Origin of the sequence: Metabacillus dongyingensis (genome assembly GCF_019933155.2) — a bacterium.
Classification (GTDB): Bacteria; Bacillota; Bacilli; order Bacillales; family Bacillaceae; genus Bacillus_P; species Bacillus_P dongyingensis.
The window spans coordinates 3394829-3408209 of the sequence record NZ_CP082944.1 but is presented as its reverse complement, the minus strand read 5'-3'; the positions used below and the strand labels follow the sequence as shown (position 1 = coordinate 3408209).

Below are 13381 nucleotides of genomic sequence, written 5' to 3'. Positions count from 1 at the left end.
TCAGGAAAGAATTTTATTTTACATCATGATAGGCGCAAGTTTATTGTTTTTGCTTTCTCTAATCGGAAGGTTATTTCGTTAATGAGGGGTTCATATGTTAATTCGCTATAAAAAAAGCTTTGAAAAAATTGCAATGGGTCTTCTGTCTTTTATGCCAAATGAAAAAGATTTAAAACATTTGCAGCAGACGATGAAACAATATGAAACAGATGAGAAATGGCAGCTGTTTCTATGGAAAGATGAAGATATCATTGGAACTATCGGAGTAGTATTCGAGGATGATGATCTCGTGAAGATGCAGCATGTAAGTGTGAACCCTTCTCATCGTCATCAGGGAATCGGCAAGAAAATGGTGACGGCATTAAAAGAACAGTACAAGGCAAAAACAGTTATCCCAGACGAACATACGAAAGCATTTTTTGAAAAATGCAAGGAACTGGATTGCGATTAAAAACAGATGAAGCTTATGCTTCATCTGTTTTTTGCTGTTTGCGGATCAGGCTGTTCTTTCGTTCCGCAATCACATCGCTCCGGTCCCGCAGCGAATGCTTATGAATAAGAAAATCATTTGATAAGTCGCTTGGATGTCCCCATTGCAGCTGATGGTTTTCGCAGTATTCAATGCATGTTTTAAGAAGATCGCTGTCTTCCAGCGGCAGATTGATACTTTTGTATGGCCGTTTATTTTCGATGTCTTTGCTTCTTTTTCTTAATAGTTCTGTTGTTTTCTCAGGATTTAATCCAAGGGAGAGCAGTGCGTCTTTTTCTTCCTCCAATATGGCGAGGGCATTTGATATCATTCTGTGAGCGCCCTTCCAGTTGCTTCTTCTGTAATGATAAAGGCCCACCGCTATTTGGATAAGACCAACCCAGTGTATCTTTCTCTGCCCTGGGGGATCTTCTTTCCAATATTCTTCAAGCACTTCATGGCATTCAAAATAATCACGGTCTCCATGAAAATGAACAAGGTACTCAATATATGGCTTCGGATACAAAAAATCACCTTCTATTTAAACTTATGTAAATTTCAGTGTAGCATAAAAGAAATGACTTGCCCTTTATAAAATACAAAAAGTGCTCACTAAGAGCACCTTTTGAATGAAAACTAGTAAAACCAAGCAGCTCCGACAATAATCAGCAAAATAAATAATACAACGATTAATGCAAAGCCTGAACCGTAACCAAAACCTTTATCTCCCATTTGCATGTTCCTCCTTAAGCATCTTGCATTTACATAGGTATCATATGTGGGTGGTCTTGTGTTTGTTTGGGCGTTTATCACAATTCTGGACTTTTTTTGAATCAGCGGACTTTCACCGCCTGAAAATAAGTATTGGAGATTGGAACCCGAATGTTCTATACTATAGGGTAGCCGAAATGAATGGTACAGAATGAAGTGGTGGGATGATGTTGCAGTACAAAGTGAAAATTGACGCATTTGAAGGGCCGCTCGATCTTCTTTTGCATTTAATTAATACGCTCGAGATTGATATATACGATATTCCGGTAGCTGAAATTACAGAGCAGTATATGCTTTATATACATACGATGAAAGACTTGCAGCTTGATGTTGCCTCTGAATATTTAGTGATGGCAGCGACTTTGCTCTCCATTAAAAGCGGAATGCTCCTCCCAAAACACGAGGAAGAACTGGTGGAAGATGAATTTGGATTTGAACCCGAGGAAGATCCGCGGGATGAACTGATGAGAAGGCTGATTGAATACAGGAAGTATAAAGAGGCAGCGGATGATTTGAGACATATGGAGGAAGAACGTTCTCAGGTCTATACAAAACCGCCGAGCGATTTGAGTGAATTTGCCGGTGAACCTGTATTTGATAAAGAATCTATGAATGTAACGATCTACGATATGCTTGGGGCATTTCAAAAGATGATGCGGAGAAAAAAGCTGCAGAAACCATTGCAGACTAGAATTGCAAGACAGGAAATACCGATTGAAAAGAGAATGGATGAAATTCTTCTCGAATTTAAGCGGAATCCAGGGCGCCGAAAATTCACTGAGCTTTTCCCGTCAAATCAAAAGGATCACCTCGTTGTCACATTTCTTGCCATCTTGGAATTGATGAAAAAAAACAGCATCATGATTGAACAAGAAGAAAATTTTTCAGAAATTTATATTCTGGGGAGGTTATAAAACCTTGGAAAAATGGAAATCCATCATTGAAGCACTTCTATTTGCTGCAGGCGATGAAGGACTGTCAATGAAACAGCTGACATCCGTTCTTGAGACAGAAGAGGGAACGATTATTGAAGTCATACAGGAACTTCAGAATGATTATAAGAAAAAACAGCGCGGCATCGAACTGATTGAAGTAGCGGGAGTCTTTCAGTTAACAACGAAAAAAAAGCATGCCGATTATTTAAAAAAACTGGTTGAGACACCGAATCACACAGCTTTATCTCAGGCTGCTCTTGAAATTCTGGCGATTGTAGCATACCGCCAGCCAATTACAAGAGCTGAAATAGAAGAGATTCGCGGTGTGAAATCTGAGCGCCCGCTGCAAACACTGGCTTCTAAAGTTCTTGTGAAAGAAGTGGGCCGGGCTGAAGGTACCGGCAGAGCAATTTTATATGGAACGACGAAGGAGTTTCTTGAATACTTCGGATTAAAAACGATAAAAGAACTCCCTCCTCTCCCTGAAAAAGACGATGATGATTCCTTTAATGAAGAGGCCGATCTCTTTTTTGAGAATTTCAATCAAACTTTTGAAGAAATCAAATAATTTACACAAATGCACCATCACCTATGATAAAATAGAGGAGAACGGGACAAAGGAATAACTTTGTTCCTTTTTTTGAATGAAAAACGCATAGGGGTGCAATTAGGTGATTATAAAAAACTGCAGAGGGTATGAATTAGAAAAAGAGATGCCGAATACATCCGAAGATTTTTTTAACCGCTCTGAAGTCACAATTGTGTCAAAAAAGGCTGAAAAAACGTTTTATGTGTTGTATGTGCGGTATTTCGAAGACGTATTCAGAGAGCGAAATGCATTTCTCTTTGAAGGGACCGGCCTGTGCATCAAAGACGTAATGGCGCTGATATGCATCATTCAAAACGAAGCACTTCTAGAGCGCAAAAGGCTCTATATAAACACAGAAGAAGAATTCCTTATGTATCTGCAGGGAATTGACCTTCGTGCGGCAATTGAATGGATACCGGATATCAACCGGAATCAAACACTGAAGTTGTCTGAAGTTGTTCAAAAGCTAAAAACACCCATACATAAAGAATAGCTTAAGAATTTGAAAGGATGTGTTTTAATGGGAAATATGATCGTAAAAGCACAAACAGAACAAGTTGAAGTATTTTTAGGAAACGTCGTCAAGCAGCTGAATACGTTTTTAAATCAATCCACAATTTCATCATTTTTGGATGAAACAGCCGGGGATGAAACGTACTATGAGGACCTTTTCCGAAACTTGAGAAGACTGTCTGTTTATTGTGAAGAGGGACTTGAAGCATGCCGCATCGTTCTTCAAAATGAGCCATTCAGAAAGCCGGCAGCGGAAAAAGCGCTCTATAAAATCTATCATCAGTGCATTGAAGAATTTTATAATCCGAAAAATGATGTATGGTATGAAGACAGCAGATCTGCCTATACAGGCAAAAATGCAATTAAATACCGCCACCCTGCTCCGGATACACTTAAGGCCATGATTGCCTCTCTCGAAAGCGGTTTTCAGGAAATCCGCGAGGAACTTGAATACTACGAGACAGATTATCGTACGAAAATGATACAGTCAAAATAATAAAAGCAGCTGTTCTGTACTTTCAGGACAGCTGTTTTTTTATTGTCATTTCAGGCTGCTTTGGAGTATTTGGCACGCTGTTTTTCAAATTTAACGTTCATAACCTTTGTCCATCCGCATAAACTTGTACAAAACAATAAAAGGACGTGGGTGTTATGCGGCAATGGAAACAGATAACAGCAATCGTACTTATCTTCTTCTTGCTGATATCAGTACCGCGCCATTCTTCTGCAGAAATGGGCGTGAGCGCAAGAAGTGCGATTTTAATTGAACAGGAATCCGGAAGAGTCCTATTTGAGAAAGACGCCCATACCAAACGAAGAATTGCCAGCATTACAAAGATTATGACAGCGATTCTTGCGATTGAATCCGGAAAGATGGACGAGAAGGCAACTGTAAGCAATCGTGCGATACATACAGAGGGTTCTGCGGTCTACTTGCAAGAAGGCGAGAAAATTAAACTTGAAGATCTTGTATATGGTCTTATGCTCCGTTCAGGCAATGATGCGGCAGTAGCCATTGCTGAGCATGTGGGAGGTAGTGTTGAAGGATTTGTTCATTTAATGAATCAAAAAGCTGCTGAAATCGGCATGATGAATACGGAGTTTGCCAATCCGCATGGTCTGGATGATCACGAAAATCACTATTCCTCTGCCTATGACATGGCAATCCTTACAAGGTACGCAATGGAAAATCCAATCTATCAGAAGATTTCCGAAACTAAGGTTCATCGGGCTCCAAATCCGAATGAACAATGGGATCGTGTATGGAGAAATAAGAATAAGCTGCTGACAAGTTTATATGAGTACAGCACCGGAGGGAAAACAGGATATACAAAAAGGGCAAAACGCACCCTCGTTTCGACTGCTCAAAAAGATGGCATGAATTTAGTAGCCGTTACCATTGATGCTTCAGATGACTGGAATGATCATATAGGAATGTTTAATATGGCGTTCAGCAAATATAATCTGTTTAAGATAAAAGATTCTGGTACGTTAAAAAATATAAAGGTTAAAGATAAAATCTATAAAAATAAGCTTTTTATAAAAAGAGATGTGTTCTATCCGCTTACTGAAGAAGAGGAAGATAAACTCAGGATCAATGTTTCTTTGCTCAAACCGGAAAAAAACTGGGATGACCCGGAGGATGTGCCGAACGTTGTCGGTAAAATCACGATTATTGTTGAAGACGAAAGAGTGGATGAGGTTCCTGTTTATTATGACAATGGTTTAACAAATAAACCAGATGCGACGCTTTTTGAGAAACTCCGCAAGCTATTTTTCATTGGGGCAGGCTTCAGCGATTATGATTAATATAATTTGGGTTGGGCTGACTGTCATTGGCATTGTCTTCGCCATGATTAATGGAACGATGGAACAAGTGAATGCTGCGGTTTTCAAAGGCGCGAAAGATGCTGTAACCATCAGCATCGGACTGATCAGCGTCCTTGTATTCTGGCTGGGACTCATGAAGGTTGCTGAAAAGGCGGGTTTGCTTGAAAAACTTAGCCAGCTGTTTAAACCATTTGTAAAAAGGCTTTTTCCTGAGATTCCTGCAGATCATCCTGCAATGGGCTACATTCTGTCTAATATGATTGCTAATCTTTTTGGACTGGGGAATGCAGCAACTCCGCTTGGTATTAAAGCGATGGAGCAGATGAAAAAATTAAATGGAGACAAACCTGCTGCAAGCAGATCCATGATCACATTTCTAGCTATCAATACGTCAAGTATTACCTTAATTCCAACGACGGTGATAGCTGTAAGAATGACATACGGCTCAAAATCTCCAACTGATATTGTTGGCCCGACTTTGCTTGCAACGATCATTTCAGGCATAGGCGCCATTCTGATTGACCGCTATTTCTATCATAGAAGAATGCGGAAGGAGAGAAAATAGGATGGGAATGATCAGTCTAATCTCTTTATGGATGATCCCGCTGATCATCGGGTTTATTCTATTATATGGGACATTCAAAAAAGTGCCGACATATGAAACATTTGTAGAGGGCGGCAAAGAAGGAATTGATATTGCCTTTTCAATTATTCCTTATTTAGTTGGCATGCTCGTAGCGATTACGATTTTCAGAGCTTCAGGTGCCCTTGAATTTTTTGTAGGCATGATGAAACCGGCATTGGATACAATCGGCGTTCCAAGCGAGATTGTTCCTCTCGCATTTATAAGGCCCATTTCTGGAACAGCAGCACTTGGCATGACAACAGATTTAATTGCAGCCTACGGACCTGACTCTTTTATTGGGAGGCTTGCAGCAGTCATGCAGGGAAGCACAGATACAACCTTGTATATTTTGACCGTTTATTTTGGAGCTGTAGGGGTTAAAAAGATGGGAGATGCACTTAAAGTAGGTTTACTAGCTGATCTTTTGGGAATCATTGCATCGATCATTATTGTCATGATGATTTTTTAATAGATTTGAAGGGGCTTCCGGTTAATGCGGAGCCTCTTTTTATTTGCTGAAATATTTTTGTCTCACTGTTACCGTTTTTGTGAGATAATAAGGCTTCATGCATTTTTTAAAAGGGTTCATTTGATGAGAACTTGTATAAAAAAATGATAAGAAGTAAGATGTTAACGAGGTGAAAGAAATGGAACGTTTACAAAAAGTGATAGCTCATGCAGGTCTTGCATCAAGAAGAAAAGCAGAAGAGCTTATATTAGAAGGAAAAGTGACAGTTAACGGGAAAGTCGTAAGAGAGCTTGGAGTGAAAGTTTCCGGAAATGACCGTGTTGAAGTAGCAGGTGTCCCTGTTGAAAAGGAAGAACCAGTCTATTTTATTCTTTATAAACCGCGCGGCGTCATTTCAGCAGCCATTGATGATAAAGGAAGAAAAACAGTTACGGACTTTTTTCCGATGATCAAAGAACGTATTTATCCTGTAGGACGGCTTGATTATGATACCTCCGGAATATTAATCATGACGAACGACGGTGAATTTGCCAATCTGCTCATGCATCCAAGCAGTGAAGTAGAGAAAACGTATGTAGCTAAAGTAAAAGGGATTCCGCTCCGTGAAAACCTGAAGGCGCTCGAAAAGGGCATTATGCTTGAAGATGGCAAAACAGCCCCGGCAAAAGTCAAATTTGTTTCATTGGATAAAAAGAAGCAAACGAGCATCATTGAACTGACGATTCATGAAGGCAGAAACCGTCAAGTCCGCCGCATGTTTGAAGCAATTGGACATCCTGTCTTGAAACTAAAACGCGAAACTTATGCGTTCCTTGACTTAAAAGGATTGAAAACAGGAGATGCGCGCGAATTATCTCCGCATGAGGTCAAACAGCTTAGATCACTTGCCAAGTTTGGAAAGTAAGCCCTTTAATTTTCACATAAACTTCAAATTATTAAGAAAACGTTTGAAATAAACAGTGATATAATGAGTTGAAATGTATGAGGATATGGGAGAGTTTTTTATGAAAAAAAGACGGTTGCTCATGAGATCGATCATCCTTTTTGTGCTGGTTGCGGCACTTGGATATACGTTATATACAAACTTTTTCTCAAGCAAGGAAAAAGTAAAGGTTGGAAGTGATGCCCCTGATTTTGTCTTAACAGACATAAACGGGGACAAGCATCAGCTTTCTGATTATAAGGGGAAGGGCGTTTTCCTGAATTTCTGGGGAACATGGTGCGAACCGTGCAAACGCGAAATGCCCTATATGCAAAATCAGTATGATTATTATAAAGAACAAGGTGTAGAGGTGCTTGCCGTCAACATCGCAGAATCAAAGATTGCCGTACAGAACTTTACGGATACATATGATTTATCTTTTCCTGTCGTCCTGGATAAGGACCGGCAAGTTTTAGAAGCATACGGTGTTGTCCCGCTTCCGACTACATTTCTGATAGATAAAGATGGAAAAGTAGCAGAAATTATCACTGGCCAGATGAATGAGCGGATGGTCAGGGATTATATGGAATCAATCAAGCCGTAAACGGGGAGTTTTCATCATGAATGAAGTGAAATGCAAGTGCGGACACAGTAATCCGCACGGAACGATTCTTTGTGAATCCTGCGGTCGTCCTGTTCAGGAAAAGGACAGCAATCAAGCTGTTTCTGAAAAGCTATTGGATATGAAATATGATGGCAGTGCAAGACGCTCACAGACTTATAAGAAAACGCCAGTGGATAAGATCTGGAACTTCTTTTCATCTGTAAAGGTCGGCATCTGGATTATCGTACTGATCTTAATTGCTTCAGCAATCGGCACAATCCTGCCGCAGGTCATGTACATTCCTCCAAATGTAACTCCAGAGGAATTTTACCGCGAGGAGTACGGGGTAATCGGTCAGCTTTATTACCAAATGGGGTTTCATGAGTTATTCAGCTCCTGGTGGTACATGGTTTTAATTGGAGCGCTTGCCGCTTCATTGGTCATTGCAAGCTTAGACCGCTTTGTACCGCTCTACCGCGCGCTGAAAAAACAAGGTGTCACACGCCATGAAAGCTTTATGAGAAGACAGCGATTATTCAGCGAAACCTCTTCAGTCAGCAAGGCAGAGGAACAGCTTGAAATTATTAAAGACAGACTGAAGAGAAAACGCTATCATGTCCGAGTGGAAAACGGGAATCTCCTTGCTGAGAAAAATCGTTTTTCAAGATGGGGGCCTTATGTCAATCATATCGGTCTGATCATCTTTTTGTTTGGAGCTATGCTGAGGTTTGTACCGGGAATGTATGTGGATGATGTCATTTGGATTCGCGAAGGGGAAACGAATGTCATTCCGGGGACAGAAGGCAAATATTTTCTCCAAAGCGACAAGTTTGTGATGGAAACATACAAAAAAGACAGCGAAGATGAAGTATTTCAGGATGCTCTTACTAGAGTTGGGGACGGCAGCGTCGTAAAAAATTATCAGACGAACGTTACTTTGTACGAGAGACAGGGTAAAGCGGTTATCGGGGAAGAGCCTGAGCTAAAAAAAATAAAAGATGAGCAAATTAAAGTAAATCAGCCGCTTAAGCATGATTCATACGCTTTGTATCAAGTGGATTATAAATTAAATGAATTGAATAAAATGACCTTTAGTTTAGTAGACAAAGAGACGGAGGAAAACTTTGGACAGCTGACAATTGATCTGCTGGATCCTCAAAAAGAATTTGATTTGGGCAATGGCTATAAAGTAGAAGTGGCAAGCTACCTTCCTGATTTTTATTTTAACAGTGAGGGAGAGCCTGCAACGAGAACGAGAATACCAGATAATCCTGCTTTTGTATTTAAAATGATTTCTCCTGATAAACCTAAGGGCGAAACAAGCTTCGTTGCTATTCAGCAGACAATCGAACCAAATGAAGACAACCAGCTGAAAATGAAGTTTGAAGGCGTGGAAACAAAGAATCTCTCAGCTCTTACTGTTCGCAAAGACAATACTCTTTGGTTCCTTGGACTTGGCGGAGCCATTTTCATGATTGGCGTTACCCAGGGTATGTATTGGAATCATCGGCGCATCTGGCTGAGACGAAGCGGAGAAGGAATTCTTCTTGCCGGGCATACAAATAAGAATTGGTACGGCATTAAAAATGAGATTGATTCAGTGCTGGAAGGCACATTGATTGAAAAGCCGAAGGATCAGTCAGACGAGAAATAAGACAAGTCATAAAGGAGGAAAAGGAGTGGCGGCTTTAAGCAGTAATTTGCTATTTGCAGCATTCATTTTATATCTGGCTGCGACATTTCTTTTTGGCGGAGCCATCCGTGATAAGAGGAAAGAATACAAAAAGCCAAGTAAATGGGCGACTGCGGGTATTGCAATCACAATTCTTGCTTTTGCAGCACAAGTTGGCTATTTCATTACGAGATGGATCGCATCCGGTCATGCACCGGTCAGCAATCTTTTTGAATTTACAACATTCTTTGGCATGATGCTTGTTCTGGCATTTATAGTACTCTACTTTATTTATAAAGTGTCTGTTTTAGGGCTATTTACTCTGCCGGTCGCATTGCTGCTTATCGCTTATGCGAGCATGTTTCCGACAGATATCTCACCGCTTATCCCAGCGCTTCAAAGCAGCTGGCTGCACATTCACGTGACAACAGCGGCTCTTGGTCAGGCGATTCTTGCCATCAGCTTTATAGCAGGTGTGATTTATTTGATCCGGACAGTGGATCAAACGAAAAATTCCAAGAAAACATTCTGGCTTGAGGTTGTCATGTTTACACTTGTAGCTACGATTGCATTTATTGCAATGACAAGCACCTTCAGAATGATGGATTATGAAGCCGTTTATAAGTGGACAGATAAAAATGAGCAAAATGCAGAAATGATCTATAATATGCCTGCTCTGGTAGGCCCTCATAAAGGCGAACTTTTAACAGAAGGCAAAATGGAAGCTCTTGTTGAAGTTCCCGCTCTTATTTCTGCGAGAAAGCTGAATACTGTCATTTGGTCAATTGGCACCGGATTATTATTATACGGAGCGATCCGGTTAATCTTGAGAAAGCGAATCTCAGCTTTCCTGCAGCCACTCACCAAAAACGTCAACCTCGATTTAGTAGATGAAATCGGATATCGATCTGTTACAATTGGATTTCCGGTATTCACTCTGGGAGCGCTCATTTTTGCAATGATATGGGCTCAAATCGCCTGGACACGCTTTTGGGGCTGGGACCCTAAAGAAGTATGGGCATTAATTACCTGGCTTTTCTATGCAGCCTACCTGCATTTGCGTCTTTCAAAAGGATGGCAGGGAGAAAAATCAGCATGGCTTGCAGTTATTGGCTTTGCCATCATCATGTTTAATTTAATTTTTGTCAATCTGGTGATTGCCGGTCTGCATTCTTACGCATAGTTAATAAGAGTTTTTCTTTAAGAGAAAAGAAAGTATAAAGTTTTTCGCATTGGTATGCAGGTCCATCGCCCCAGCACAAATCTGCAGGAAAAGTCAAACCCGGATTTTCCTGCAGAAGCTAAACGGTTGCTTGTACTTTTTTTATCAAGAGAGCCTTCACTCATATAAAGTGAAGGTTTTTTGGTAAGATAATCGTATTGGGTACTTGAAGGAGGAGAAGCAAGATGGAAAACAACATGAACTATAAAATCCTGGTCGTTGACGATGAAGACAGAATCAGAAGACTTTTGAAAATGTATTTAGAAAGAGAAAACTATCAAATTGAAGAAGCTGACAACGGCAGTGATGCTCTTGAAATGGCATTGTCTGCAGAATATGACTTAATCCTGCTTGATTTAATGATGCCCGGACTCGATGGGATTGAAGTTTGCAGACAGCTGCGCCTGAAAAAAGCCACTCCGATCATTATGCTTACGGCAAAAGGTGAAGAGGTAAACAGGGTTCAGGGCTTTGAAGTCGGAACAGATGATTACATCGTAAAGCCTTTCAGTCCAAGAGAAGTCGTTCTGCGAGTGAAAGCACTTCTTAGACGCTCTTCGACAACATCATTCCTGAAAACAGAAACGAAAGCTAAAAATGTTATCGTGTTCCCGCATCTTTCTATTGATCACGATGCACACCGGGTGCTTGCAGACGGCAAAGAGGTCAGTTTAACTCCTAAAGAATATGAGCTGCTTTATTTCCTCGCAAAAACACCGGACAAAGTATACGACCGCGAGAAATTATTAAAAGAAGTATGGCAATACGAGTTCTTTGGTGATCTGCGTACAGTTGATACACATGTAAAACGCCTGAGAGAAAAACTGAGCAAGGTATCACCGGATGCAGCTGCCATGATTGTGACTGTATGGGGAGTTGGATACAAATTTGAGGTAGGCAGTGAATGATGTTTTGGAAAAGCGTTGTCGGTAAACTGTGGTTTACCATTTTATTGCTCGTTTCATTTGTTTTATTAATTCTGACTGTGCTACTTCTGGAATTCATTGAAAATTATCATGTGGACGAGGCCAAACGGGAGCTTACACAATTAGCCAACAAAATCTCTGTTATTCTTGAAAAACATGAAGATCAAGAACTGGCGAGGTCAATCTCATGGGAACTGGCCGATGAGCTTACAAGCATCATCATCGTGGAAGATCAGAACAAATACTGGTTTTCACCAAAGAAATTTGACAGTACCCCTGTTTTTGAAATGGAGGATATTCAGAATGACAGCGAGCTGTCTAAAGTATTTGCAGATCAAAAAAATGTCAGCAAGCTCACCCAACTCTCCATTGAGCAGCAGATCAGTTCGGATAATAACGAGGAAGTGCTGGTCGTCGGCGTACCCTATGAGCTGAAAAATGGAGAAAACGGGGCAGTGTTTATGTCGCAGTCGCTGCTTGCTGTTCATGAAACAACAAAGCATACGACAAAATATATTCTGCTTGCGGCAGGTATTGCCATTGTATTAACAACGATATTCGCATTCTTTCTATCAACAAGAATCACTTATCCGCTCAGAAAAATGCGGGAAGTAACGCAGGAGCTTACACGAGGAAAATTTGATACGAAGGTGCCGATTTTAAGTCATGACGAAATTGGCGAGCTTGCCGTCGCGTTTAATCAAATGGGCAGGCAGCTGAAATTCAATATCAATGCACTCAACCAGGAAAAAGAACATTTAACCAGTATTTTAAGCAGTATGGCAGATGGAGTCATTACGCTGAATATTGACGGGACGATTCTCGTCACCAATCCCCCTGCTGAACGGTTTCTTCAGTCCTGGTACTACGAACAAAAAATGCAAATTAATGAGGGAGAGGAAATCCCTCCAGTAGCAAAAGAATTATTTCAAAGAGTTGTCAGCACAGAGAGAGAACACATAGTCGAGGTCAATCTGCAGGGCAGAAGCTGGGTGATGGTTATGAGCCCTCTCTATAACCAGTCATATGTTCGGGGTGCAGTTGCTGTTCTCAGAGATATGACAGAAGAGAGAAGGCTGGATAAGCTGCGGAAGGATTTTATTGCCAATGTAAGTCATGAGCTGAGAACGCCGATTGCCATGCTGCAGGGATACAGTGAAGCGATCGTCGATGACATTGCAAGCTCTGAAGAAGAGAAAAAGGAGATTGCACAGGTAATCTACGATGAATCGCTGCGCATGGGAAGACTTGTTAACGATTTACTGGACCTGGCAAGAATGGAAGCCGGTCACATTTCTCTGAATTTAGAACGAATCTCGATTCATGAGTTTATTGAAAAAATCAACCGAAAATTCCAGGGACTTGCAAGGGACAAAAAAATTACGTTAACCTCTTCATTTTCGATAGATGACCCTGAGTTTGTTTTAGATCCCGATAAAATTGAGCAGGTTTTGACGAATCTTATTGATAATGCGATCAGGCATACGCTTGAAGGGGGATCTGTTGAAATTCATGTTCAAACCGTTGCAGGCGGCATGAAAATAGATGTAAAAGACACAGGTACAGGTATTGTAGAAGAAGATCTGCCTTTTGTCTTTGAACGGTTTTATAAAGCAGATAAAGCAAGAACGAGAGGCCGTTCGGGCACGGGACTTGGCCTCGCGATTGCAAAAAACATCGTAGATGCCCATTCCGGCACGATCAATGTACACAGCAAGGTAAATGAAGGTACAGCATTCAGCTTCTATTTGCCTCGAAAAAGCGATCTTTCTGATAGAACGTGACGAAAATTCTTGTTTCATAAGGAACGCCTTATAAAATTACTGTTGAAGAC

General features: G+C 40.8%; 16 protein-coding genes. 14 read left to right on the top strand and 2 right to left on the bottom strand.

Going from position 1 to position 13381, the window contains the following annotated elements; genetic code table 11:
* The first annotated feature begins 94 nt into the window (after positions 1 to 94).
* A complete protein-coding gene (locus K8L98_RS16815) occupies positions 95 to 451 on the top strand; it encodes a GNAT family N-acetyltransferase (RefSeq protein ID WP_223436414.1) in 357 nt (118 codons plus the stop codon).
* A gap of 13 nt (positions 452 to 464) precedes the next feature.
* Here K8L98_RS16815 and K8L98_RS16810 read toward each other — a convergent pair whose 3' ends face one another.
* Positions 465 to 995, bottom strand: coding sequence for a DUF309 domain-containing protein (locus tag K8L98_RS16810; protein ID WP_223436412.1), 531 nt, complete (start codon positions 993 to 995; stop codon positions 465 to 467).
* 110 nt (positions 996 to 1105) lie between these two features.
* The gene (locus K8L98_RS16805) at positions 1106 to 1201 is read right to left on the bottom strand and encodes a YjcZ family sporulation protein (RefSeq protein WP_223436410.1); all 96 of its coding nucleotides are present in this window, start codon (positions 1199 to 1201) and stop codon (positions 1106 to 1108) included.
* 206 nt (positions 1202 to 1407) lie between these two features.
* Here K8L98_RS16805 and K8L98_RS16800 point away from each other — a divergent pair, with 206 nt between their 5' ends.
* The 13 genes from K8L98_RS16800 (at position 1408) to K8L98_RS16740 (ending at position 13331) form a co-directional block, all read left to right on the top strand.
* Positions 1408 to 2154 (top strand): segregation/condensation protein A, encoded by a 747-nt coding sequence (locus K8L98_RS16800; RefSeq protein WP_223436408.1) that lies wholly within the window; start codon positions 1408 to 1410, stop codon positions 2152 to 2154.
* A gap of 4 nt (positions 2155 to 2158) precedes the next feature.
* Positions 2159 to 2743 carry an SMC-Scp complex subunit ScpB gene (gene scpB / locus K8L98_RS16795; RefSeq protein ID WP_223436406.1) on the top strand — a complete coding sequence of 195 codons (585 nt, stop codon included), beginning with the start codon at positions 2159 to 2161 and terminating at the stop codon, positions 2741 to 2743.
* A gap of 145 nt (positions 2744 to 2888) precedes the next feature.
* Positions 2889 to 3257, top strand: coding sequence for a hypothetical protein (locus K8L98_RS16790; protein WP_420828873.1), 369 nt, complete (start codon positions 2889 to 2891; stop codon positions 3255 to 3257).
* A 27-nt stretch (positions 3258 to 3284) separates the two neighbouring features.
* On the top strand, positions 3285 to 3773 hold the full coding sequence (locus K8L98_RS16785; protein WP_223436402.1) for a YpuI family protein: 489 nt from the start codon (positions 3285 to 3287) through the stop codon (positions 3771 to 3773).
* Between the two features lie 155 nt (positions 3774 to 3928).
* A complete protein-coding gene (locus K8L98_RS16780) occupies positions 3929 to 5086 on the top strand; it encodes a D-alanyl-D-alanine carboxypeptidase family protein (protein ID WP_223436399.1) in 1158 nt (385 codons plus the stop codon).
* Positions 5079 to 5672, top strand: coding sequence for a nucleoside recognition domain-containing protein (locus K8L98_RS16775; protein WP_223436397.1), 594 nt, complete (start codon positions 5079 to 5081; stop codon positions 5670 to 5672). The genes K8L98_RS16780 and K8L98_RS16775 overlap by 8 nt, the downstream gene beginning before the upstream one ends.
* A 1-nt stretch (position 5673) precedes the next feature.
* Positions 5674 to 6201, top strand: coding sequence for a spore maturation protein (locus tag K8L98_RS16770; protein ID WP_223436395.1), 528 nt, complete (start codon positions 5674 to 5676; stop codon positions 6199 to 6201).
* Positions 6202 to 6379: 178 nt separating this feature from the next.
* Positions 6380 to 7105, top strand: a complete 726-nt coding sequence (gene rluB / locus K8L98_RS16765) for a 23S rRNA pseudouridine(2605) synthase RluB (protein WP_223436393.1) — start codon at positions 6380 to 6382, stop codon at positions 7103 to 7105.
* Positions 7106 to 7205: 100 nt separating this feature from the next.
* Positions 7206 to 7727 carry a thiol-disulfide oxidoreductase ResA gene (resA, locus tag K8L98_RS16760; protein ID WP_223436391.1) on the top strand — a complete coding sequence of 174 codons (522 nt, stop codon included), beginning with the start codon at positions 7206 to 7208 and terminating at the stop codon, positions 7725 to 7727.
* Between the two features lie 16 nt (positions 7728 to 7743).
* Positions 7744 to 9381 carry a cytochrome c biogenesis protein ResB gene (resB, locus tag K8L98_RS16755; protein WP_223436389.1) on the top strand — a complete coding sequence of 546 codons (1638 nt, stop codon included), beginning with the start codon at positions 7744 to 7746 and terminating at the stop codon, positions 9379 to 9381.
* Between the two features lie 25 nt (positions 9382 to 9406).
* Positions 9407 to 10582, top strand: a complete 1176-nt coding sequence (ccsB, locus tag K8L98_RS16750; RefSeq protein ID WP_223436387.1) for a c-type cytochrome biogenesis protein CcsB — start codon at positions 9407 to 9409, stop codon at positions 10580 to 10582.
* A 224-nt stretch (positions 10583 to 10806) separates the two neighbouring features.
* Entirely contained in the window at positions 10807 to 11529 is a 723-nt protein-coding gene (locus tag K8L98_RS16745) for a response regulator transcription factor (protein ID WP_223436385.1), read from the top strand.
* Positions 11526 to 13331, top strand: a complete 1806-nt coding sequence (locus K8L98_RS16740) for an ATP-binding protein (protein WP_223436383.1) — start codon at positions 11526 to 11528, stop codon at positions 13329 to 13331. Before K8L98_RS16745 ends, K8L98_RS16740 begins: the two co-directional genes overlap by 4 nt.
* The last annotated feature ends 50 nt before the right edge of the window (positions 13332 to 13381 follow it).